The sequence below is a fragment of the Enterobacter sp. DVT3837 genome, assembly GCF_056238685.1.
The window spans coordinates 2,204,723-2,228,376 of record NZ_JBWDLA010000001.1 but is presented as its reverse complement, the minus strand read 5'-3'; the positions used below and the strand labels follow the sequence as shown (position 1 = coordinate 2,228,376).

Below are 23,654 nucleotides of genomic sequence, written 5' to 3'. Positions count from 1 at the left end.
ATAAAATCGGGCCAATAACAGTACTTAAGAATCATACAACAGGATACAAGATGACAAGCCTTCAGCAGCGTGCAGAGCTACACCGTCAAATCTGGGCCATAGCCAATGATGTCAGGGGCTCAGTGGATGGATGGGATTTTAAACAGTATGTACTCGGTGCACTTTTCTATCGCTTCATCAGTGAGAATTTTTCCAGCTACATGGAAGCAGGGGACGAGAGCATACATTATGCAGCACTTGATGACAGCATCATTACCGATGACATCAAAGACGATGCCATCAGGACTAAAGGCTACTTCATTTACCCGAGTCAGCTGTTCTGCAACGTTGCCGCTAAGGCGAACACCAACGACAGGCTGAATGCTGATTTAAACAGTATCTTCGTCGCTATTGAAAGCTCTGCCTACGGCTACCCGTCCGAGGCCGACATCAAAGGCCTGTTCGCCGATTTCGATACGACCAGCAATCGACTGGGGAACACAGTCAAAGACAAAAACACCCGTCTTGCCGCCGTTCTCAAAGGCGTTGAGGGGCTAAAACTGGGGAATTTTAACGAGCACCAGATTGACCTGTTTGGTGATGCCTACGAGTTCCTGATTTCTAACTATGCGGCAAATGCCGGTAAGTCTGGCGGGGAGTTCTTCACACCACAGCACGTCTCTAAGCTAATTGCTCAGCTTGCGATGCACGGTCAGACTCACGTCAACAAAATCTATGACCCTGCCGCAGGCTCTGGCTCACTACTGCTTCAGGCGAAGAAGCACTTTGATAACCATATCATTGAAGAAGGTTTTTATGGTCAGGAGATAAATCATACAACCTTTAACCTGGCGCGTATGAATATGTTCCTGCACAACATCAACTACGACAAATTTGATATCAGACTGGGGAATACCCTGACTGAGCCTCACTTTGGCGATGAAAAACCGTTCGATGCGATTGTCTCTAACCCGCCGTACTCGGTTAAGTGGATTGGCAGTGACGACCCGACCCTGATTAACGATGAGCGTTTTGCCCCGGCTGGCGTTCTGGCCCCCAAATCCAAAGCTGACTTCGCCTTTGTATTACATGCGCTGAACTATCTTTCTGCCAAAGGTCGTGCTGCGATTGTCTGCTTCCCGGGCATTTTTTACCGTGGCGGCGCGGAGCAGAAAATCCGTCAGTATCTGGTTGACAATAACTATGTCGAAACCGTGATTTCACTCGCACCGAATCTGTTCTTTGGCACCACCATTGCCGTCAATATTCTGGTGCTGTCTAAGCATAAAACGGATACCAAAGTTCAGTTTATTGATGCCAGCGAATTGTTCAAAAAAGAGACTAACAACAACATTCTGACCGATGCTCATATCGAACAGATTATGCAAGTATTTGCCAGCAAGGAAGATGTTGCCCATCTGGCGAAATCTGTCGCGTTTGAGACCGTTGTCGCTAATGACTATAACCTGTCGGTGAGCTGCTATGTGGAAGCGAAAGATAACCGCGAAATTATCAATATTGCTGAGCTAAATGCAGAGCTTAAAACTACGGTCAGCAAAATCGACCAGTTGCGCAAAGATATTGATGCGATTGTGGCTGAAATTGAAGGCTGCGAGGTGCAGAAATGAGCGAGATGAGTTATCTGGAAAAATTGCTGGATGGGGTTGAAGTTAAGAGGTTGCCATTGGGGGAACTAGGTGAATTAGTTCGTGGAAATGGATTGCCTAAGTCTGATTTTACCGAATCAGGGGTTCCTGCCATACACTATGGTCAGATATATACTTTTTACGGATTATCTACTGAAACAACAAAGTCATTTGTTTCTCAGGAAACGGCGAAGAAGCTTAAAAAGGTTAACTCTGGTGATGTTGTTATTACTAACACAAGCGAAAACTTTACTGATGTTGGTAAAGCGCTTGTTTATCTAGGTAAAGAACAAGCTGTTACTGGTGGTCATGCCACTATTTTCAAACCAAATAGCACTATTATTGGAAAATACTTTGCTTATTTCACGCAAACGGATTCTTTTGCAAATGAGAAAAGGAAATACTCTAAAGGTACTAAAGTAATTGATGTATCTGCATCTGATATGGCGAAAATTACTATCCCAATCCCCTGCCCGAATAATCCGGAAAAATCCCTTGCCATCCAGTCTGAAATCGTTCGGATTCTGGACAAATTTACTGCACTTACCGCTGAGCTTACCGCTGAGCTTACCGCTGAGCTTACCGCACGGAAAAAACAGTATAACTACTATCGCGACCAGTTGTTGAGTTTTGATGAGGAGCAGGAAAAACCTATTTATCTGGAAAAATTGCTGGATGGGGTTGAGGTTGAGTGGAAATCTCTTGGTGAGGTTGCTGAAATTTATGGTGGATTAACAGGAAAGACCAAGGCTGATTTTGAAAAAGGTAATGCCAGGTATATTTCATACAAAAAAATTTTTGGTAGCTTAGATATAAAAAATATGCCAACTGATTATGTCCATGTTCGTGAAGACGAACGACAGCATGAAGTCAGATATGGTGATATTTTGTTTACCGGCTCATCCGAAATAGCTGAAGAAGCAGGCATCTCATGCGCAGTCACATCACAATTTGATGAGCCTGTATACCTAAACAGTTTCTCTTTTGGCGTTAGATTTAATAATAAAATTAAATTAACCCCCGAGTTCTTAAAATACCTTTTCAGAACAAACAAGATGCGTAAAGAAATAAGCAAAACGGCGAGTGGCGTCACACGCTTTAACATTTCAAAGGCTCGATTTAAAAAGATTCTAATCCCCATTCTCTGTCCTAACAACCCTGAAAAATCCCTTGCCATCCAGTCTGAAATCGTTCGGATTCTGGATAAATTCGACACCCTGACAAACTCCATCACCGAAGGTCTCCCGCGTGAAATCGAGTTACGCCAGAAACAATACGAGTACTACCGTGATTTACTGTTCAGTTTCCCGAAACCTGAAACTGTCAGTAATTAATTGACCATTGCTACCGACCGGGCCACCTTAACACCCGGTCTGTATATAGACTATTTTTTACGCGCCGGAAGTCACTCTTAACGCCCTTCCGGCCCTTGCCAGGCGGCACAAAGGATGCGCTATGACTCATCAAACACACACCATTGCTGAATCCAATAACTTTATCGTCCTTGATAAGTACATCAAAGCTGAGCAAACAGGCGACAGCTACCAGAGCGAATCGGACCTGGAACGGGAACTGATTCAGGACCTGCGGAATCAGGGTTATGAGTTTATCTCCGTTAAGTCACCGACTGCGATGCTGGCGAATGTGCGGGACCAACTTCAGCGTCTTAATGGTGTGGTGTTTAACGAAAGTGAATGGCGGCGCTTCACAGAGCAGTATCTGGACAGCCCCAGTGACAGCAGCCTGGACAAAACCCGTAAAATCCATATCGACTATATCTGTGATTTTACGTTTGATGATGGTCGTCTGGAAAACATCTATCTGATAGATAAAAAGAACCTGCTGCGCAATAAGGTGCAGGTCATTCAGCAGTTTGAGCAGACCGGCTCACACGCTAACCGCTATGATGTCACAATTCTGGTCAACGGCCTGCCGCTGGTGCAAATCGAACTCAAAAAGCGCGGCGTGGCGATTCGTGAAGCCTTTAACCAGATACACCGTTACAGCAAGGAAAGCTTTAACAGCGATAACTCCCTGTTTAAATACCTGCAACTCTTCGTGATTTCCAACGGGACTGATACCCGGTACTTTGCCAGTACCACTAAGCGGGATAAAAACAGCTTTGATTTCACCATGAACTGGGCGAAATCAGATAACACCCTGATAAAGGACCTGAAGGACTTTACCGCCACTTTCTTCCAGAAGCATACTCTGCTGAATGTTCTGTTTAATTACAGCGTGTTTGACAGCAGCCAGACGCTGCTCGTCATGCGCCCCTATCAGATTGCCGCCACTGAGCGAATTCTCTGGAAAATTAACAGCTCATTTAAAGCGAAGAACTGGTCAAAACCAGAAAGCGGCGGGTTTATCTGGCATACCACTGGGTCAGGTAAAACCCTGACCAGCTTTAAGGCCGCACGACTGGCAACCGAGCTGGACTTTATTGATAAAGTCTTCTTCGTGGTCGACAGGAAAGACCTCGATTACCAGACCATGAAGGAGTATCAGCGCTTCTCTCCGGACAGTGTCAATGGTTCGGATAATACAGCAGGCCTCAGAAGAAACCTGGATAAGGACGATAACAAAATTATCGTCACAACCATTCAGAAACTCAATAACCTGATGAAAGCCGAAGCTGACCTGCCCGTCTATCAGCAGCAGGTGGTGTTTATCTTTGATGAGTGTCACCGCAGCCAGTTTGGTGAGGCCCAGAAAAACCTCAAAAAGAAATTCAGGCGCTTTTATCAGTTTGGTTTTACCGGTACGCCTATTTTCCCGGAAAATGCACTGGGGGCAGAAACCACCGCCAGCGTCTTCGGGCGTGAATTACATTCTTACGTAATTACTGATGCGATTCGTGATGAAAAAGTACTGAAGTTTAAGGTGGACTATAACGATGTCCGCCCACAGTTTAAGTCCCTTGAAACGGAAACAGACGAGAAAAAACTCAGCGCGGCTGAAAACCAGCAGGCCTTTCTGCACCCACTGCGTATCCAGGAAATAACGCAATACATTCTCAATAACTTCCGCCAGAAAACGCATCGTACCTTCCCGGGAGCAAAAGGCTTCAATGCCATGTTAGCAGTGAGCAGCGTGGACGCGGCAAAAGCTTATTACACGACATTTAAAATGCTACAGGAAGAAGCTGAGAAGAAATCTGGCAGCTATAAACGTCTTCGTGTGGCAACCATCTTTTCTTTTGCTGCTAATGAAGAGCAAAGCGCCATTGGTGATATTACCGACGAAAGTTTTGATACCAGTGCAATGAACAGCAGCGCGAAGGAATTCCTGGATTCAGCCATTGATGACTATAACAACCACTTTAAAACCAATTTCAGCACCGACAGTAACGGTTTCCAGAACTACTACCGCGATTTAGCTCAACGAGTGAAAAATCAGGATATTGACCTTCTCATCGTGGTGGGAATGTTCTTGACTGGCTTTGATGCTCCGACGCTCAATACTCTGTTCGTTGACAAAAACCTGCGTTATCACGGTCTGATGCAGGCATTCTCACGCACCAACCGTATCTATGATGCAACCAAAACCTTCGGCAATATCGTGACTTTCAGGGACCTGGAGCGTCCGACCATTGATGCCATCACACTTTTCGGCGACAAAAACACCAAGAATGTGGTGCTGGAAAAAAGCTACGAAGAGTACATGCAGGGCTTTACCGATGCGGCAACCGGTGAGGCTAAACGAGGTTTTATGGCTGTTGTTTCGGAGCTGGAGCAGCGCTTCCCTGACCCTGCCAGTATCGACAGTGAAAAAGAGAAAAAAGCCTTCGTCAAACTGTTTGGTGAATATCTGCGGGCAGAAAACATCCTTCAAAACTATGATGAATTTGCCACGCTGAAAGCCCTGCAGAAGGTTGATATTAGTGACCCGGAAGCGGTAGAAACCTTTAAAGCAGAGCACTATGTGGATGATGAAAAATTTGCTGAATTACAAACCATTCGTCTCCCGGCAGAACGTAAAGTTCAGGACTATCGCTCAGCATACAATGATATCAGGGACTGGCAGCGACGCGAAAAAGCATCAAACGACAGGGATAAATCAACCACAGACTGGGATGATGTGGTGTTTGAAATTGACCTGCTCAAGTCGCAGGAGATTAACCTGGACTACATCCTTGGTCTGATTTTCGACCACAACAGAGAGAAAAAAGGTAAAGAAGCCCTGACTGAAGAGGTCAGACGCTTAATCCGCTCAAGTCTGGGCAACCGTGCCAAAGAAGGTCTGATTGTTGACTTTATTCAGCAAACTAACCTTGATGACATGCCCGACAAAGCTAGTATCATTGATGCATTCTTTACCTATGCTCAGCGTGAACAGCAGAGGGAAGCGGAAGCGTTGATTAAGGAAGAAAACCTCAATGAAGAAGCTGCAAGGCGCTATATCCGCACATCACTAAAACGGGAGTATGCCACCGAAAATGGGACGGAGCTAAATGAGACGCTACCAAAGCTCAGTCCGCTGAATCCTCAGTACAAAACGAAAAAGCAGACTGTATTCCAGAAAATTGGGGCGTTTATCGAAAAATTTAAAGGGGTTGGAGGACACCTCTAGTTGCCAGATAAAAGAACAATGCGCCACCGCAATTTATAGGTAAGATTGTATCTTTTAAACTGCGTCAGACCTGTACGATCGATGAAGCGCTGGTTAATGTTAATGCTAACTGGATGAATTTTTAACGCATATTCAAACAATTAGCATCCAGAACTTACAGAAACCAGTGCTTGATTTTGGATGGTAAAGTACTGAATGGATGTATCACAGGAGAATGCTTATGAGCGTAACTATAAAAGACGATCGACTCCGTACCATCGCTACCTTTGACGGTAAAACCCTGAAAGACGACCGACTCAGGACCATCGCAACGTTTGACGGTAAAACCCTGAAAGACGACCGGCTCAGAACCATCTCAACTTTTGACGGTAAAACCCTGAAAGACGACCGACTCCGCACCATCGCTACCTTTGATGGCAAGACCCTGAAAGACGATCGACTCCGCACCATCGCAACATTTGATGGTAAAACACTTAAAGACGATCGACTCAGAACCATCGCGACAGTTAATGGTAATGTCAGTATTGTTGTTTTGGCGTTTGCTGCTCGGCTATTTTAGGGCTAAGAGCCTATCTCAACAGAGATTAATACTTTACCCAAAAGATATAATATCAGTATCTAAAAGCCTGCACCGTCTGATTTTTAGTCATTGAATCGCGAGAACGGGAGATAATTTCTCTTCTATGGGTATAGGCTCATAATGGTAGGATTCTGGTAGCTTCGAAACGCCGTATTTAAGCAATACTTAAGTCATGAAGAACCAAACTTAAACATTTTTCTCAAGGTAAACCAGTATAAAACTGTTAGTGCTGATGGATCGTTTGGGCTCTTTTAAAGGGATTGAAAATCCCCGTGTCCTTGGTTCGATTCCGAGTCCGGGCACCAAATTCAGTATTAACGGACGTCGAAAGACGTCCGTTTTTCGTTTTAAGCCCCATCATCGCTTTCATTATCGTCGCAACCACCAGAATCATTTCATCCCGAGTTACCCGATCTTTTTCAGCAGTGCTTTCCACTTTGCTAATCATGTCTTCGACAATTCTACTTCTCCAGCAGTGCCTCCTTTCTGTTTGCCAAACCGAAGCTATCATCGCCTTTTTAAGGCGTTACAGGGGGAGATTTTTGCTCTGCAAATAACTGAGTCACCCCGTTCAAATGACGCTGAATTTGCTGTTGCGTAACCAGTGCGGCATCGCCCTGCTGGCCCTGCATCACACGTAGTTGCTCCTCCAGAGGGATCGTCTGGCTAAAGCTGTTCATCATCTGGTAGACGCTGGATTTCAGTTCGCTGACGGTGATGTATTTGCCTTTCTGTCCGTCCAGCGTATTGAGCCTGTCGGCCAACACCTGAAGTTGCTGCATGCCTTCATGCCAGCCAGTTAATGCGCTTGCAGAGAGTTTGTTTTCGGCCTGTCGTTGTTGCCACTTCTGCTGTAGTTCAGCGACTTCGGGTTAAAGCTCAGCCCCTGGCTGTTGACCTTATCCGGTACCCACTGGCTGCCCTCTTTGTGCAGTACCCCGTTGAGCTCGGTCGTCAGGAAGCGCTCAATACGTCCGCTGTCCTTGCGCAAAAACTCAGCCAGCATAGGCAGGGAGGCATCACTTTTACTCGCCGCAAACGGGAAACGTCCGTCAAAGGCGGTGTGCCAGTTCGCCACCACCGAACGGCTCCACTTGTCATTCAGACTCGCTGCCGACGGCTGAAGCACGGTCTCCCAGGCCTGGGTCAGTGGCTGCACAAACATCGTGCTGCCAAAACCGCTCCACTCTTCGCCAAGGCTTGCCGAAATCAGACTGCCGAACTGCTGGGTGTCGGTCAGATCCACGCTTTTGCCCTGGAATACGGTCTGCGCCAGGGTCTGCATCATTTCCTGTGGATCAGAGGCGCTGGCCACCTGTTGCAGACGCAGACGCACGCGGGTGATGCGGGTCAGATACGTCTGCAGACTCAGGGAATTGTCAGCCGACATGACGTTGCTGCCTTTGTTTTTACCCAGAAGCTGAAGCAGCGGGCCAAAGGTTTCATCGAGCGGCCCCTGCGGCCCTGACGCAGGCTGGTCAATCGCAGGTTTGTCTTTCCCGCCTACGAGATCTTTAGCCGATTTGATGATGGAATCCGAAAGGCCTTCGCTTTGCTGGCCGGTCTGCCCCTGCCAGGCGAGGGTATTCATCAGGGCTATCAGTGGCGACTGACGGACATCACTCATCAGCGTCAACTGGTCGGTAACGTCCGCAATGTTGTTTGCCGGATTCCAGTGCAGGCTGTTGAGGAAGCTCAGCCAGCTGCCGGCAAAGTCGGTGAAGTAACGTTGCGTCAGACGTGCTTTCAGGGCTTCAGGCGACAGGTCTGAGGAGACGGCCTTTCGGCTGTCGCTCAGCACCCAGTCAATTTCATCCCGGCGCGACGTTGCCGCCTTCTCGATGGCCTGCTGAATGCCACCTTCCCAGGCCTGGCGGGTAAACATGCCCGGCACCACTTCCTCGGTGGTGAACAGTCGCCGCGCATCGGTACCGCCGGTCATGTCTTCCAGAGACACATCGGCGAAGTTACGACGCACGGATTTGAGCATGTTCTCATACAGAGTGCTTTCGGCGTTACGCCGTCCAATTTGCTGCAACAACACCTGACGGCTTTGGCTCACCAGCTGCGTATCCGGCGTGATTTTCCACTGTGGCTGTTTTGGCAGTTCGGAAATGTAGAAGACCCACAAATCCGGTGACATGCTTTGCCACAGGCCGGTTGAAATGCCCATCCGCGTCGGCTGCACGGCTTTCATGGTCTGAGCGTAATACGCGCCATCGGCTTTATCCGGACGGGCCATCATCAGCCAGGCCTTCAGTTGGTCATAGCCCGGCTTCGCCAGCTGTGCACGCTGGTCGCTGCCGGGAGCGGAGCCAGCCAGTACGCTGAGCTTCTGCGTCAGGGCGGCATTTGCCGGGTCGCGGATCAGGCGGTTGTTCGCCACGCCGTACCAGGGCAGCATCGCGTCGAGCAGTTGCTGGTTATGGTCCAGACCGAAGCGCTGATACCATGGCGCGCCTTCCTGAATTCGGTGCTGCAGGCGGCCGGCGTCATTACGCAGCGTATGCAGAGCCGTAAGCTGATAATCAGAAACAGAGGGATGTTCCACCAGAGCATGCGCCTGCTGCGCCACAGAGACAATCTGAAGACGGTTGACCGCAAACGACAACAGCGTTCCCGCCCCCCAGACACCGATAATGGCCATCAGCGTCCAGGCCAGCGTCTGTTCCCAGGCCATACCGACACGGCGGCCACGCACGCGGGTGCAGTCATCCACAATGCCCTGACAGGTTACCGGCAGGGTCAGCGCATGGCGTTGTGATTCCGGGATATATTTCTCAGCGTCGGCAGGTGCAGCACCGGCTGTTTCTCCTGCGGTATAGGCGGGTTTATTCTCCGGCAGGCTGAACATCAGGCCTCGCAGCGGAATGCGCTGCTGAGAGGCAGCCAGCCATGGCACCAGTTGCTGAGTCCAGTGGGTGATACCGCCGTTTTTGAGATGCTGGCCAAGGCGCAGCAGGAAGTCGTGACCGTTGTTCTCAGCGACCTGACTCACCCCCTGCGTTCGCAGGGCCGGCAGCATCAACTCAAGCTGGCGGGTAATATCGTCAGGCCTGGCACGCAGTGGGAAACTGGCCCCTACCGGCTGCTCAGTGCGTTTTGCCTGCGACCAGGTGCTATCACACAGTTTCCACAGCCAGACCGGGGCGGAATAACGGATCAGTTCACTGATTTTTTCCAGTCCGCGTAAATCGTTGTCGCTGATTTGTGGGGTCAGATTAAGCGACTGCGGCATGACACGTACAATACCGTCCAGTGGACGACCGCGGCGCAGTTTACGCAGCGCGGCGTATTTTTCCTTATCGGGCTCAGCAGTCAGACGGCCGCCGTAAATCAGAACGGTACGGTTACCTTCAAGCCACTGGTTTTCCTGCAGGCCAGGTACCAGCTGCTCGATTGCCACCTCATCGCCAGTGATGAGCAACAGACGGGTTTTACGACGCCAGTAAAGGCCAATACGGGAGCGGAGATGTCCCCGGATCTTGTTACACATGGCCACCGCAGGGTGAACAGGCGCTTTATCATTTTCCCGCTTCTTTTTCTCATCATCACCGTTGGTGTTGTCAACAAGCGCATTAAACTCCTGTTTGCCGGCATTGCGTACCGCCGCCAGAAGCACTACGGATACGATAAGGGCGCAGCCTGAAATACATCCGCCGGCAATAAGCCAGTAAATTTGCTGCTGACTTCCGTCTTCAATCCCGGCTATATCCGGATGCTTCCAGACCATGAACGTCATAACGGCTAACAGCAAAAAGAAAATCAATGCGACAGCAAGATAGCGGCCTTCCGTAGTCTTCGGTGCTAAAGGTAGCTTCACGGATCCATCTCCTGTCGGGAAGCAATCGGGGTAATGAGCGTGCTCCACAGCACATTCTGTGTGGTATCACCGCAGATAATCATCTGTGGTAACTGAGTTTGTCGGGCGATTTCGGTGGCGGCAGCGATAGCCAGCCAGGGGGCCACGGCACCGGCATGTCCCATAGATGTATCGAGCGAAATGACGGCTTCGTCCTCTACAAACTGCGCAGGGTGCGCATTCTGGCACTCGATCACTTCTGCTCGCTGCTCACCTGTCAGCCCGGCAAGCCATAAATTTTTGACGATGTTTTCTTTGAGCGGGGCGTTATAGGCAGCCATGTTCATCCCCTCCCTCAGCTCACCGGTAGGAGCAGCATCTGGCCGGTGCAGCAGCGCGAGAGGTTCGAGTGTTTCCTGGGTCAAGCGGTTGCCAAGAAGCAGTGCTACACCGGCTTCAGCTGTGTTGTCAGATTCGGCAGGCTTTAACTGGAGACCCACAATCAATAGCATTGCGTTATCTTTAATACGTTCATTCAACCAACGGTCGATTACACTGAGCCCTCTCCCCTCACCATATTCAACAGGAAGAGTAATATTGTTTTTTTGCCAGGCCTCATCCCAGTAATAGCGAATACTCTCCAGAGGCAGCGATGTTGTTACATCAAAAAATACTACCAGTGGTACTTTGTCAGGGATATGTGCGAAAGGAATGCCAGCAATCAACTTCGAAAAAATATTCGTTATCACGAATTTTAGCGAGTCCTGCGGGCTAGAAGAGATTTGGCTCATCCTGGAGCTTTCATTACCATCCCGGTCGACCTGCGAAACAATAATGCTATCGTTATTTTGCATCGCAATACCAGCCAGCGGCTACCCTGAATGCTCAGAAGCGGTGGGAGAAATGTTTCATCCAGCAACCATGCACCCTGAGAGTCTTGCTGCAGACGGGCTACCGGGCAGGTCAGATAATCGCTGTTGGTCTGATGGGCAAAGCGCAGGGTCAGCTCCGGCTGCATCACAGCAATCTGACGGGAGTCTTCGCCAAAGGTATTGCGGACATCCCGCCAGCACTGGCGATAACGTACCGGACGTTCAGCCACTTCATCGGGTTTGAGGCAGTTGCCGCCGTTGGCCCGTAGCAGCGGGAGAGCCAGAACTACCACCACGTTATGCGATTCACCATCGAGCGATAGCGCCGGAGGCAGGGCGTCCGCATTTTCGGTATCAATCAACGTGCCGTCCGGGAAACGGATGTGCAAATGACGGGCCTGCAGGCGGCCCAGTTTCAGTGCATCCGGTTCGAAAGTGGCATCAATCATCCCCCAGGGCTGGGAGAGCCCCAGTCGGGCAATGCATTCCGCGGACCAGGCCGCATACGCGGCCTGTTGCTGGAAGTGCTGGGGAGAGACCATAACGCCCCTGCCCCATAACGGTTGTTCCGTTCTCATTGGCTTCCTGCCTTAGCTTATGATTTCGCCTTCGGCATCTGGGAAACCAGTGACAGGTTGACGTCCATCCCTTCCACCTGGAAGTGCGGGATAGCAAACAGCTTCACGCGGAAGAAGCCCGGGTTATCCTCGATGTCTTCTACCACCACTTTCGCATCGCGCAGCGGATGTGACGCCTGCAGCTCATCGCCCGGATCGGTCATTTCCGTCACCAGACCGCGAACCCAGGTGTTGAGCTCAAGTTCCAGCAAACGACGATCCTTAGTGGTGCCGATGTTTTCGCGCTGAATCAGCTTAAGGTAGTGCGCAATACGCGACAGCAGGAAAATGTACGGCAGACGGGCGTTGATGCGGCTGTTGGCGGTAGCATCAGCGGTGTCGTACAGCGCCGGTTTCTGGGTAGAGTTCGCAGAGAAGAAGCACGCATAGTCGCGGTTGCGATAGTAGGACAAGGGAATGAACCCCAGATTCGCAAATTCAAACTCGCGGGTTTCCGGGATCATCACCTCTGACGGGATCTTGACCTGATTACCGGTGCCCAGGTCATACAGATGGATTGGCAGGTCCTGAACGGCACCACCGGCCTGCGGGCCACGAATTTGTACACACCAGCCGTTGTTGATGAAGCTGCGAACCATGTTGGATGCAAAGGCAAACGAGGCGTTGGTCCACAGGTATTTGTCGTGATCCGGCCCCTTCACTTCTTCCACGTAGTTGAAGCTCCGCACCGGCACGGTATCCGGGCCATACGGCAGACGTCCCAGCACGCGTGGCATCACCAGGCCGATATAACGGGAATCATCCGTCTCGCGGAACGATTTCCACTTGATGTACTCCGCACGGTCGAAGTAGTTACCAATGTCTTTGATGGCCGCGACATCTTCCATGGTATCTTTCAGGAAGAATTTCGGACCTGCAGAGCCGATAAACGGCATATGCGCGGCAGCTGAGACTTTCGAGATGTTACGCAACAGGGCAACGTCCTGTGCAGACGCGTCAAATTCGTATGCGGAAATCAGTGCAGCAATAGGCTCTCCACCCGGCGTATCATACTCATCAATGTATGTCTGTTTATATAATCCGCTCTGGATAATTTCCGGGCTGTCTTCGAAGTCCTGACGCAAATCTTCTTTAGACATATCAAGCAGTTCGACTTTCACGTTCTGGCGGAAATCGGTTTTGTCGACAAGGGATTTAACGCCGCGCCACAGACTTTCTACCGCCTGAAAGTCTTCATGGTGCATGACAGCGTCAAGCTGACGGCTAATCTGGTAGTCCAGTTCTGCGATATGATGGTCAATCAGGTTTTTGTCGAGTTTTTCAACTTTTGAGCCCGATTTTGTCAGGCACTCCAGGAACACCTGCATCCCCGCCGTTAAGCGCTCATCCGCAGTCGCATCCGACATCGCCTGCGCGTCCTGCCAGATATCCAGTGCACTCAGTTCAGACACCGGATTCAGATTGATTTTCTCAAACAGAGACGCGTAAACCCCACCTGCTGCAGGACGTTCAAGCACCACACTCTCGCCACCAGCGGCATTCTCATTTTTTACAGACATCAACATCTTCCTTATTAATCCGTTTAAACAACGTGACCGTTATGGCTGTTTCGGAGCCAGAGCTGACAGCTCAGTTCTGAGTTCTGCGCTTAATTCCGGGTCGAGGAGAATTTTTTCCAGCTCCTTTCGGAATGCCTGGTTATCCAGCAGGTTTGCTTTTAAATCACGCAGCAAATTACGCATGGACAGCATCGCCTTCAGCTGTGGAATTTGTCGTGAGACCTGTTCCGGTGTGAAATCCTTCATGCTCTGGAATGTCAGACTGATATTGTCTTCACTGCCATCACCGGCAAGCGTGTTTTTGACGGTCAGATTTACTTTTGGGGAATATTCGGAAAGCACAGAGTCAAAGTTATTTTTGTTGAGATTAACTTTTTTACGCTCGGATAATGACGCGGACTCCTGGCCATGACTGAAATCGCCCGCCACCAGTAATTTCAGAGGAAGCTCCGTTTTCTTACTCGCGCCACCGGTATGCAGATCCAGTTTTAGATTAATACGTGCCTTGGGAATTTCGGATTGATAGGAAGAGTTAGACATAGCTGTCCCTGTTCTATGGAGTTATAAAAACGATCAATACCAGCGAGAATTTAATAAGAATGGCAAACCCAGCCAGAACATCTTCCTGGTTCACATAATCCGACGAGAATCAAAATCCCGGAGTTAAAAGCGAGCGCATTCTATTCACCAGCATGTCGACACTGTATTTTGGGTATTTCTCTGAAATAAAAAATTTCGGATAAGACCCACTAGCGGTGAGTGTAGGAACGTTCCCTACGGGACTGGAAATGAAAATATGTAACAGAAAGTTACAAATTCAAATTTAACACAAAAAGATCATCATTCTGATTTATAAGAATTTTCTTTAAGACATCCATGTAAACCCCATGGGATAAGGCTGCTTAGTAAGCGACCGATTTAACTTAGGGATGAAATCGAGCAAAATCTCACCTAACTCGTGAAATATCTGATTTTGTACTTTTTAAAAAAAATGAGAGATTGGAAGGGAATGAGTATGTTTAAAATAGCATGCACACCCAGCATGGCGTGCAACATTAATTCATTTACAAGATCATTTAACACACACGAAATTATTCACAAAAAATATATATCAGTAGTCCAATACAGAAGAGTATCGAAAAAATATAAGATAATTACCGCTGTGAGCAATGCAATCACGCTCCGGCGATGCGTTTGAATTCACCTTACTCTGACCCACCCCCATCCAATAGCCATTGTCGCCGCCACAATCGTCACTCCCGCCGCCACATGCAGCAGAAAATCCAATGGATGTACCTCCACCGGATGGCAAAATGACAGTAACGTCAGCGCCATACAGGACACCCCCGCTCCAGCGATAGCTAACGTACGTAACGGATACAACGTCCGCGTTCTGCGTAAATACGCGATCGCAATCGCGACCATTGGTGTGCTGACCGCCATCATAAACAGATAGCAATTCACCTCGTCGGGATGATGAGCCTGAATATGCGTCCGTCCGAGGCTTAACACCACGCCCCCCAGCCAGAGTGCAATCAACGGTGCGAACCCTTTCCAGCCCAACAGCTTACGCCCGGCAATACTCAGCAGAAACGCATTGCGAATGGCCAGTGTCCCCATGACAAATGCCAGAATAAGCTGAAACGCCGCCAGTATTGCGCCGGATTGCGTCCAGTCCGTTGCCACACGCTGAAATACCAGACTGCTTAACCAGCCACACGGCAGTGCCATCAGCAGCCACGCGACAACGCGTCGGTTGCTTGCCCAGGGCCGACGTATCGGACTGGCATCCTGACTGAGTTTTGCAATTAAAAGATTATGATCGGCCATGGTTCGCTCCCATCCGGCGAAGGTTGGTTAGTGCTCTGTGTAGTAACGATTTCACGGCAGCAATGCTTAAATTATGACGAGCAGCAGCCTCCGCAAGACTCATTTCCTGTAGATGGATATGCTCCACAATCTGGCGCTGACGCGAAGGAAGCTGGTCTAATATCATCGCCAACTCTTCTTCCCTTTCTTCATCTTCCGGGGTGTTGTCAGAGACCTCCTCTGCAATCTGCCCATCATCCGTTTCACGTAGCCAGTGATGGCCACGCCTGCGTAATGCGTCAACGGTTCTGGCCCGGGCGATAGCCATCAACCAGGGCAAAAAAGGACAGGCCGGATCGTAGGTATGCCGCACCCGGTGAACCGTCAACAGGACGTCCTGAATAACGTCGTCCACCAGCACGCTGTCGGAAATCTGCTTGCGAACAATCGCCCTGATCGCCGGGACGATAGCCCGCAACAACTGTGTATAAGCCTCGCGTTCGCCCGCCTGAGCGCGAGCCATTAGCGCGGGCCAGGCTTCACGCGGCGCTAAACCGCTATCCATTTTTCGCCATGGCAGTTACCTCATGCTTTTTTACCGGATGCCTGATTCAGGGCGTTAACGACAATTGAGGGCGTCAGAACCTGAGGAAGCACTTTCGGTGCGCTACCATCTGCAGGGTAAACCACGTAGAGAGGTAACCCACCCTGCCCGAAGGTGTTCATCGCATCATCAATATCGGCGTTAAATCTGGTGGAATCCGCCACCATATAAACCGTTCCCGTTTCGGCCAGGGCCTGTTTCACCGCCGCGGTTGAGAGTGACGTTCGCTCGTTCACCTGGCAGGTGATACACCACGACGCCGTAAAATCCACAAAAATGGCTTTGCCATGCCCGCGCATCTTTTCTACCGTCTGCGGTGACCACGTTACCCGCGTGATGTTTTCTGCGCTCAGCACTTCCGGCTGAGAGGACTGGGTGTGCATCACACCCGGTAGCGGGCCGATAGCCGCAATCAACAGCACCGCGGTGACCGCCAACAGCACTTTATAGGGGTGACCGGTATAACGTCTGCGCTGTGCCATACCGTACAACCACGCCGCAAAGCTCACCACCACCGCACTCGCAAGCAGAGCCGCCAACGCCGTCGTACCTGCCTGCTGTGTAAGTACCCACACCAGCCAGGCAAAGGCACCGAGCATTGGGAATGCCAGACCACGCTTAAGGATATCCATCCAGGCACCTGGTCGGGGCAAGCGTTCGGCAATAGCCGGAAAGAGTGAGATCAGCGTAAACGGTGCCGCGAACCCGAGTGCCAGCGCGAGAAAAATACCCTGCGAAACGGCCGGAGTCTGCACCAGTGCATACCCTACCGCCCCGGCCATAAAGGGCGCTGAGCACGGTGTCGCGACCACAATCGCCAGCGCACCGGTTAATGCCGAGCGGGTAAACGCGCCGCGCCCGACCGAGATTTCCCCTGCTCGTTGAAGCGATAGTCCCACCTCAAACACACCGAGCAGGTTCAGTGACGCCCCCAGAATAACCAGCGCCAGTGCAGCAATGACCAGCGGAGACTGAAGCTGGAACCCCCAGCCAACAGCCATTCCACCCGCCCGCAGCGCCAGCAGTACGCCTGCTAAGACCAGCATGGTAAAAATCACACCCAGCAGAAACCCAATCCCTTCGGTGCGCGCGCTCCGGGTATCGCCTTGATGACGTAAAATCCCTAACGCCTTAAGGGAAATGACCGGGAACACACAGGGCATAAAGTTGAGAATAATGCCGCCCACAAAGGCGGCCAGCATGGCTGTTAACATAGCAAACCCCGGCGGCTAAATTACGAGTGCGAATTTGCGTATTTTTTCACGGCATCCATGGTTTTCTGGATGTGCTCGTCAGGGTTACGATCGGTATAACTCAGCAGGATTTTGCCATCCGGCGCGATAACGAATGAGGTACGGTCAGACACCGTTTTACCGTTCATCTGCATCAACGTCTGGTATTCGGCTGCCACTTTCGCGCCAGGGTCAGCCGCAACGGCAAATTTATCGCGACACTCCAGCTTCGAGAATTCATCCACCTGATCGACATTCCCGGCAGTTACCCCCACCACGGTTGCACCCAGTTTCCTGAAGTCATCCGTCGCTTCAGCGAAAGCATGAGCCTCAAGGGTGCAGCCTTTGGTAAATGCCGCCGGGAAGAAATAGAGCACCACCGGGCCTTTCTGCAGCGCCTGCTGAAGAGAGAAGGTGAGCGGTTTGCCGCCAAGCGCCCCCTGCAAACTGAAATCCGGCGCTTTCGCACCGGCTTCAAGGGCAGCATGGGCACTAAGGGTGAAAAGGGAAAGACTCAGAACGGCGGCGGCTGACAAGGTATTCAAACGTTTCATGGGCGGCTCCATCAGAGAAAAAGGTGCTGTATGAATAATAGTTCGCACGCTAACGCCTGAAGGTTTCGCTCACGGATAAAAAAAATCCGCAAGGGTCGCTTGCGGATCTTTGCTTACGCTCTGCGGAGGCTATTCATCTTTCACCACAATCAATGGCTCAATATCGCTCTCTTTCTTCACCACCAGCGAGTCGTCGCCGCGCAGGCAGGTTCCGCCGTAGTTACCGCCCACGGTAAAGGTACAGACCTGAATGTGCTTGCCATCAACGTTTGGCAGGCACCACAGCTGCTGGTAGATGTTTTTGCGGTCGACAAACTTGCCGCTGGATTTATCAAGCAGCTCATCCTCAGGGCTGATCAGATCGATATTGCTGCCGCAGCGTCCGGCAATCGGTTTAACGGCATAGCCGGTCTGTTTCAGCAGGTCGTTAACCTCAAAATCGGTATCAAGCAGGTAACGATGATTCGGGAACAGCTGCCAGAGTACCGGGAGGATTGCCTTGTTGCCGGGAATAACCGTCCACAGCGGTTCAAACACCAGAACTTCCGGGCGCAGCAGGACGTCAATCAGGCGCACTTCGCCTTCAGGATGTCCGGTGCGGATTGGCACGGCGGCATACTCGGTTTCGCTCACCTCGCGGATCTGTTCGATCGCGGTTTCCCACGCCCAGGTCTTCCACACGCAATTCACGTGACGGCCTTCGTCGTCAATCAGCTGTCCGGCAGCATCCCAGCTCAGGGCGCCAAGCCCGTGCAGAATTTTGGTTTCAAACCCGGCCTGCAGCAGAGAACGCTGAATAAACAGCGCGTGATAATCCTCCTCGACATCGTTGTCCTGCATGATGTGCACAAACGGACGCGCGTGGCTGTGTTTCCACGCCCCGGTTAGCTCTTCCAGCAGCCCTTCCGCCGGGTTATGCCCGTTGCCGCGATAGCCGTTTTTCACCCACTCTTCGAGAATTAGTCCGCCCTCGGTGTGGCAGGACGCGGAGTCGGCGTTGTACTCGTAGACCTTAATGCCCCGCTCATCCATGCAGAAATCCATACGACCGGTAATCATATGGTGACGGCGCCACTGCCAGGAGAGGCGCAGACGTGGCCAGAGAATTTTAGGGATGTCGAAAAGTGCCAGTAAGTTGTCGTCTTTCAACACTTTGTCGGTCGCATGCAGGTACATAAGATGCAGTTCGTTAGTCGCTTTGATCAGCTCCTGCTCGGCGCTTTCGGTAATGGTGAAGTACTGGCAGGGATCTTTATTGATAAAGTGGCCGTTCGCGCGGACATATGCCTGCTGCAACGCGTCGTTTTCGTTAAGCCATTTACCGTCAAACTGACGTTTGTTTTTCAGCCGCGCGCCGCTGATTTTCAACAGCGCACCGTCGATTTCCGGCTGGGGAATGCTGTGTTCCGTGTCGTCCGTCTGGATCATCCAGCCGAGAATTTCAGTGTCGTTGAAGGTGTCATGAATGGTGTAGCACCCGTTCTCGACGCTCAAACGCAGTTCGCGCGTCCACTGCTGCCCAAGCGGCAATGGTGAGTGAATGACGTTCTGCTCCGCGATACGGACCTTATCGTCCAGAAGCTGGGTGATCACCGCTACGTGGCCGGTCTCATGAAACTCCCCACCCTTTTGCCAGATAAGCAGCGCTCCGGCTCGCGGCGCGCGTTTCGAACCGTTGGAAAAGGCCTGTAACGGCAGAATGTTATCGTTCACTACCTGGCGCAAAAAGCGCAGGGAGAAGATCTCCCACGCCATGCCGACATCGGTAAAAACGAAACCATAGTTGAGGAACAGGAAACGGCGGGCAAACTCAACACATTGCCACTTGTGGCCCATGTATTCATTGCCGATATAGCTGCGAAAATCCGCATCTTCCGGGTACTTACGCGGATCGAGACTGCCGTAATTTGAAGAGTAAATCGCCACGCCACCCGGCGCATAGCCTAATAACGTCCCGAATGGCGCGTCACTGCTTAACTTTCCTTTACGCATGTATCCAACCTAAAACAGGCAGGCGGCAATTTTTTTAAAGGGTTGTCGTCGTCTGCACGTTGTAATTAACCTGACAGAGGTGGATTTATCATACACCTGCAAGGCACATTAATTACATGTTAAACAACCAACATGCCGCGAAATGTCCTGGTGCAATCTCCTGCATGGCAGGCTCCTGCGTCTGGCAAACCGGCATGGCGTGCGGGCAGCGGCTGCAGAACTTACAGCCCGCTAGCGCGGACGTGGGGCCAGGAATGTCGCCGCGCAGGGTTGCATCTTCGAGATTGCGAATGCGCGGATCGGGCTGGGGAACCGCCGCCAGCAGCGCGCGGGTATACGGGTGAGCCGGACGCTGATACAGCTCATTCGCTGGTGCGACCTCCACCAGTTTACCGAGATACATCACTCCAATGCGGCTGGAGATATGGCGTACCATGGAGAGATCGTGGGCGATGAACAGATAGGTTAGCCCCAGCTCCTGCTGCAGATCCTGCAAAATATTCACCACCTGCGCCTGCACCGAGACGTCCAGCGCCGAGAGCGGTTCATCGCACAGCACAAATTCAGGATGCACGGACAACGCGCGGGCAATACTGATGCGCTGACGCTGCCCGCCGCTGAATTCATGCGGGAACCGTTCAAGGTGTTCGTGCTTCAGCCCCACTTTGTAGAGCAGCGTTTCCGTACGTTCCCGCTGTTCTTCCCGGCTGTAGCCGTGGATTTGCATCGGTTCGGCCACCAGCTGTCGCACGGTCATTCCGGGGTTGAGCGAGGAATAAGGATCCTGAAAAATCGCCTGCATCCGCTTACGCAGCGGCTTAAGCTCTTTTTCGCGGGCGTGGGCGATCGCCTGCCCGGCAAAGTGGATCTCGCCCGAGGTGATATCGAAAAGGCGCAGGATGGCGCGCCCGAGGGTGGATTTCCCGCAGCCGGACTCCCCCACCAGGCCAAACGTTTCGCCAGGCTGGATATCAAAGCTCACGCCATCAACCGCTTTCACGGCCACGCCTTTACGCAGCAAACCGCCGTTGAGCGGATAGTGCTTGCGCAAATCGCGCACGCTCACTAATGGCGCCTGTTGTTCACTCATGCCTGAATCTCCTTGTCGGCCCATAGCCAGCAGGCAGCACGATGCCCCTCTCCTGCGGTGTAAAATGCGGGTTGTCGTTCACACTGGGGCGTGCGTTTCGGGCAGCGTTCCGCGAACGGACAGCCCGGCGGCGGGTTAAGCAGGCCAGGCGGCGAACCTTCAATCGGCGATAAACGCTGATTCACCTCATCCGGGCGCGGCAGCGAGGCCAGCAGCCCCTGGGTGTAAGGATGCGCAGGGCGATAAAAAATATCTTCCACGCTCCCTTCCTCCATCACCAGCCCGCCGTACATCACCACCACGCGACTGCAGACCTGCGCCACCACGCCGAGATCGTGGGTGATCAGCAGAATCGCGGTTTGGGTTTGCTTTTGCAGGCTTTTCAGCAGGCGCAGGATCTGCGCCTGAATGGTGACGTCCAGCGCGGTGGTCGGCTCATCGGCTATAAGAAGCTTCGGGTTGCAGGAGAGCGCAATTGCGATCATTACCCGCTGGCGCATCCCGCCGCTGAACTCGTGCGGATACTGGTCGTATCGGCGTTCCGCCTCGGCAATACCCACCTGTTCCAGCATGGCGATCGCCGCTGCCCTGGCCGCTTTTTTGGTCAGTCCTTTATTGCGCATCAGGATCTCAGCCATCTGTTTGCCGATGGTCAGCACCGGGTTCAGGGCGGTCATCGGATCCTGGAAAATCATCGCGATCTCGTTGCCGCGAATGGCGCGCATCTGCGCGGGGGTTTTCTGCGCCAGATCCTCGTTCTGGAACCGGATACTGCCCCCGGCGATCCGTCCGTTGTTCCCCAGAAGCTGAATGATCGACTTACAGGTGACGCTTTTCCCGCAGCCCGACTCGCCAACAATGCCGACAAGTTCCCCCGGCTGCACCTGAAAGCTCACGCCGCGCACCGCATGAACCTCGCCCTCGCGGGTGCGGAACGTGGTTTGCAGGTTCTCAAGCGCTAATAAGTTACTCATCGCGATTCGCTCCTGGCTCAAAGGCGGTACGAAATACATCGCCCAGCACGTTAAAGCTGAACACCGTCAACAGGATCAGAATGCCGGGGAACATCGCCAGCCACGATGCCTCGCCAATGTAAGACTGCGCGTTGTTAAGCATGCTTCCCCACGACGCCGCAGGCGCCTGCACGCCCAGCCCCAGGAAGCTGAGCGTTGACTCCATCAAAATGGCCGAGGCGATATTGAGCGTGGCCGCCACGATAATGGTCGGCAGCACGCCGGGAATAATGTGGCGCATGATAATGCGCAGAGGATGCTCCCCCGACGCGCGGGCATACAGCACGTACTCGCGCTCTTTCACCGATAAGGTTTCAGCACGCACCAGCCGCGACATGTTCATCCACGTCAGCAGGCTGATAATCAGAATGATGTTATCCACGCCCGGCTTGAGGTAAGCATTCACCACCAGCAGCAGGAAGAAGGCCGGAATGGCCATCAGGATATCCACGGCGCGCATCATCAGGTTATCCAGCCAGCCGCCAAAATAGCCGCTCACCGTTCCCACTACCGTGCCGATAAGCGTGGAAAAGAGCATGGCGAGAAAACCGACCATCAGGGAGATTTGGCCGCCATACAGCGCGCGGGTGAAGTAGTCGCGTCCGTACTCGTCGGTGCCGAACCAGTGCGCGGCATCCGGTGGCAACGTGCGTGCGCCAAGCGCCATCCGGTCCGGATCGTACGGACTTAAGCCCGCACAGAGCGCGGCGACAACGAAAATAAAAAGCACAAACAGGGAGAACTGCGCCGGACGGTTGCGGCGCAGCTGGTGACGAACCTGCTGCCAGCGTCTGCTCATCCGGGTTACCTCAGCGTACGAATGCGGGGATCGGCGAAGCGATAAAGCACATCGGCGATCAGGTTACCGACGATCAGCATCATCGACGAGAGCATGATGATCGCCATGATCAGCGGGTAGTCCAGCGAAGCGATCGACTGGATCCCGAGCAGCCCCATCCCTGGCCAGGAGAAGACGCTTTCCGTCACATAGGCCCCCACAATCAGCTCACCGAACGACAGGCCGAACAGGGTGATCACCGGCAGCAACACGTTTTTCAGCACATGGCGGAACAGAATACTGGAGCGCGTCGCGCCGTAAGCCACTTGGGTCTGCACGTAGTCGGCCGAGAGCTGCGAGATGGTGTTGGAGCGGATGTAGCGCACGTAGCTGGAGAGGTTATAGAACGTGAGGGCAATACACGGCAGCACGCCGTGGCGCAGCAGATCCAGCCCGTTGTCCTCCATGCCGATGGTGCGCATTCCCATGCTGGGGAACCAGTTAAGCTGCACGGCAAAAACGGTGATGAGCAAAATGCCGAACCAGAAAATCGGTACCGAGATGCCGATATAGGCGAATAAATTGAGCAGATGATCCAGCCAGCGGTGCTTAAATGCCCCCGCCAGCAGGCCCAGCGGGATCGCCAGCACGATAGCCATCAGCAGCGACGACCCCATCAGCCCCAGCGTGGCCGGAATGCGTTCGCCGATCATCTCCAGCACCGGGCGGTGGTAAATCAGCGAATAGCCGAGATCGCCCTGCAGGACGTTTTTTAGCCACAGGACGTACTGCGTGACCAGGGGCTTATCCAGCCCCAGGCTCTGGCGAATACGTTCGATATCCTCCGGGGCCATACGCGGCGTGATGTACGCCGCCACCGGATCGCCGGGCGCGAGTTTGACCAGCAAAAACGCCACCAGTGAAATAAAGAACAGCATCGGCAGTAATTGCAGCAGCCGACGCGTAAGAAGTGTGTTCACGACGTGCCCTTACC

General features: G+C 52.2%; 15 protein-coding genes and 4 pseudogenes. 4 read left to right on the top strand and 15 right to left on the bottom strand.

Features of this window, described 5'->3' with window-relative positions:
• The first annotated feature begins 50 nt into the window (after positions 1-50).
• From AC0XWG_RS10900 to AC0XWG_RS10885, 4 genes are all read left to right on the top strand, one after another.
• Positions 51-1,607 carry a type I restriction-modification system subunit M gene (locus tag AC0XWG_RS10900; RefSeq protein ID WP_047603600.1) on the top strand — a complete coding sequence of 519 codons (1,557 nt, stop codon included), beginning with the start codon at positions 51-53 and terminating at the stop codon, positions 1,605-1,607.
• Positions 1,604-2,959 (top strand): restriction endonuclease subunit S, encoded by a 1,356-nt coding sequence (locus tag AC0XWG_RS10895; protein WP_047603598.1) that lies wholly within the window; start codon positions 1,604-1,606, stop codon positions 2,957-2,959. The genes AC0XWG_RS10900 and AC0XWG_RS10895 overlap by 4 nt, the downstream gene beginning before the upstream one ends.
• A 121-nt stretch (positions 2,960-3,080) precedes the next feature.
• Positions 3,081-6,197, top strand: coding sequence for an HsdR family type I site-specific deoxyribonuclease (locus tag AC0XWG_RS10890; RefSeq protein ID WP_047603597.1), 3,117 nt, complete (start codon positions 3,081-3,083; stop codon positions 6,195-6,197).
• 220 nt (positions 6,198-6,417) lie between these two features.
• The gene (locus AC0XWG_RS10885) at positions 6,418-6,756 is read left to right on the top strand and encodes a 5-fold beta-flower protein (protein ID WP_020838577.1); all 339 of its coding nucleotides are present in this window, start codon (positions 6,418-6,420) and stop codon (positions 6,754-6,756) included.
• Positions 6,757-7,295: 539 nt separating this feature from the next.
• Here AC0XWG_RS10885 and AC0XWG_RS10880 read toward each other — a convergent pair.
• The 15 genes and pseudogenes from AC0XWG_RS10880 to AC0XWG_RS10810 form a co-directional block, all read right to left on the bottom strand.
• Positions 7,296-7,586: pseudogene (locus tag AC0XWG_RS10880) on the bottom strand (VasL domain-containing protein); the annotation flags it as partial.
• Between the two features lie 50 nt (positions 7,587-7,636).
• A pseudogene (locus AC0XWG_RS10875) lies at positions 7,637-10,600 on the bottom strand (ImcF-related family protein); the annotation flags it as partial.
• Positions 10,597-11,439: pseudogene (locus tag AC0XWG_RS10870) on the bottom strand (hypothetical protein); the annotation flags it as partial. The pseudogenes AC0XWG_RS10875 and AC0XWG_RS10870, both read right to left, overlap by 4 nt.
• Positions 11,400-12,029: pseudogene (gene tssK / locus AC0XWG_RS10865) on the bottom strand (type VI secretion system baseplate subunit TssK); the annotation flags it as partial. The pseudogenes tssK and AC0XWG_RS10870, both read right to left, overlap by 40 nt.
• A 17-nt stretch (positions 12,030-12,046) precedes the next feature.
• Positions 12,047-13,594, bottom strand: a complete 1,548-nt coding sequence (tssC, locus tag AC0XWG_RS10860; RefSeq protein ID WP_028019674.1) for a type VI secretion system contractile sheath large subunit — start codon at positions 13,592-13,594, stop codon at positions 12,047-12,049.
• A 33-nt stretch (positions 13,595-13,627) separates the two neighbouring features.
• On the bottom strand, positions 13,628-14,128 hold the full coding sequence (tssB, locus tag AC0XWG_RS10855; RefSeq protein ID WP_028019673.1) for a type VI secretion system contractile sheath small subunit: 501 nt from the start codon (positions 14,126-14,128) through the stop codon (positions 13,628-13,630).
• Between the two features lie 660 nt (positions 14,129-14,788).
• Positions 14,789-15,418 carry an NrsF family protein gene (locus tag AC0XWG_RS10850; protein WP_128347245.1) on the bottom strand — a complete coding sequence of 210 codons (630 nt, stop codon included), beginning with the start codon at positions 15,416-15,418 and terminating at the stop codon, positions 14,789-14,791.
• Positions 15,405-15,962, bottom strand: coding sequence for a sigma-70 family RNA polymerase sigma factor (locus AC0XWG_RS10845; protein WP_028019671.1), 558 nt, complete (start codon positions 15,960-15,962; stop codon positions 15,405-15,407). Before AC0XWG_RS10845 ends, AC0XWG_RS10850 begins: the two co-directional genes overlap by 14 nt.
• A 20-nt stretch (positions 15,963-15,982) precedes the next feature.
• Entirely contained in the window at positions 15,983-17,215 is a 1,233-nt protein-coding gene (locus AC0XWG_RS10840) for a protein-disulfide reductase DsbD family protein (RefSeq protein ID WP_128347244.1), read from the bottom strand.
• A gap of 20 nt (positions 17,216-17,235) precedes the next feature.
• Positions 17,236-17,787: a peroxiredoxin gene (locus tag AC0XWG_RS10835; RefSeq protein ID WP_108090458.1), complete on the bottom strand. Its 552-nt coding sequence runs from the start codon at positions 17,785-17,787 to the stop codon at positions 17,236-17,238.
• 129 nt (positions 17,788-17,916) lie between these two features.
• Entirely contained in the window at positions 17,917-19,779 is a 1,863-nt protein-coding gene (gene gss, locus AC0XWG_RS10830) for a bifunctional glutathionylspermidine amidase/synthase (protein ID WP_128347242.1), read from the bottom strand.
• Positions 19,780-19,891: 112 nt separating this feature from the next.
• On the bottom strand, positions 19,892-20,869 hold the full coding sequence (locus AC0XWG_RS10825) for an ABC transporter ATP-binding protein (protein WP_028019667.1): 978 nt from the start codon (positions 20,867-20,869) through the stop codon (positions 19,892-19,894).
• Positions 20,866-21,843 carry an ABC transporter ATP-binding protein gene (locus tag AC0XWG_RS10820; protein WP_049005035.1) on the bottom strand — a complete coding sequence of 326 codons (978 nt, stop codon included), beginning with the start codon at positions 21,841-21,843 and terminating at the stop codon, positions 20,866-20,868. Before AC0XWG_RS10820 ends, AC0XWG_RS10825 begins: the two co-directional genes overlap by 4 nt.
• A complete protein-coding gene (locus AC0XWG_RS10815; protein ID WP_028019665.1) occupies positions 21,836-22,681 on the bottom strand; it encodes an ABC transporter permease in 846 nt (281 codons plus the stop codon). Before AC0XWG_RS10815 ends, AC0XWG_RS10820 begins: the two co-directional genes overlap by 8 nt.
• Before the next feature lie 5 nt (positions 22,682-22,686).
• Positions 22,687-23,640: an ABC transporter permease gene (locus AC0XWG_RS10810; RefSeq protein ID WP_028019664.1), complete on the bottom strand. Its 954-nt coding sequence runs from the start codon at positions 23,638-23,640 to the stop codon at positions 22,687-22,689.
• Positions 23,641-23,654: the final 14 nt, after the last annotated feature.

Coding starts and splice junctions, on each gene's coding strand:
- AC0XWG_RS10900 (WP_047603600.1), top strand. CDS start 51: ATGACAAGCCTTCAGCAGCGTGCAGAGCTACACCGTCAAATCTGGGCC.
- AC0XWG_RS10895 (WP_047603598.1), top strand. CDS start 1,604: ATGAGCGAGATGAGTTATCTGGAAAAATTGCTGGATGGGGTTGAAGTT.
- AC0XWG_RS10890 (WP_047603597.1), top strand. CDS start 3,081: ATGACTCATCAAACACACACCATTGCTGAATCCAATAACTTTATCGTC.
- AC0XWG_RS10885 (WP_020838577.1), top strand. CDS start 6,418: ATGAGCGTAACTATAAAAGACGATCGACTCCGTACCATCGCTACCTTT.
- tssC (WP_028019674.1), bottom strand. CDS start 13,594: ATGTTGATGTCTGTAAAAAATGAGAATGCCGCTGGTGGCGAGAGTGTG.
- tssB (WP_028019673.1), bottom strand. CDS start 14,128: ATGTCTAACTCTTCCTATCAATCCGAAATTCCCAAGGCACGTATTAAT.
- AC0XWG_RS10850 (WP_128347245.1), bottom strand. CDS start 15,418: ATGGCCGATCATAATCTTTTAATTGCAAAACTCAGTCAGGATGCCAGT.
- AC0XWG_RS10845 (WP_028019671.1), bottom strand. CDS start 15,962: ATGGATAGCGGTTTAGCGCCGCGTGAAGCCTGGCCCGCGCTAATGGCT.
- AC0XWG_RS10840 (WP_128347244.1), bottom strand. CDS start 17,215: ATGTTAACAGCCATGCTGGCCGCCTTTGTGGGCGGCATTATTCTCAAC.
- AC0XWG_RS10835 (WP_108090458.1), bottom strand. CDS start 17,787: ATGAAACGTTTGAATACCTTGTCAGCCGCCGCCGTTCTGAGTCTTTCC.
- gss (WP_128347242.1), bottom strand. CDS start 19,779: ATGCGTAAAGGAAAGTTAAGCAGTGACGCGCCATTCGGGACGTTATTA.
- AC0XWG_RS10825 (WP_028019667.1), bottom strand. CDS start 20,869: ATGAGTGAACAACAGGCGCCATTAGTGAGCGTGCGCGATTTGCGCAAG.
- AC0XWG_RS10820 (WP_049005035.1), bottom strand. CDS start 21,843: ATGAGTAACTTATTAGCGCTTGAGAACCTGCAAACCACGTTCCGCACC.
- AC0XWG_RS10815 (WP_028019665.1), bottom strand. CDS start 22,681: ATGAGCAGACGCTGGCAGCAGGTTCGTCACCAGCTGCGCCGCAACCGT.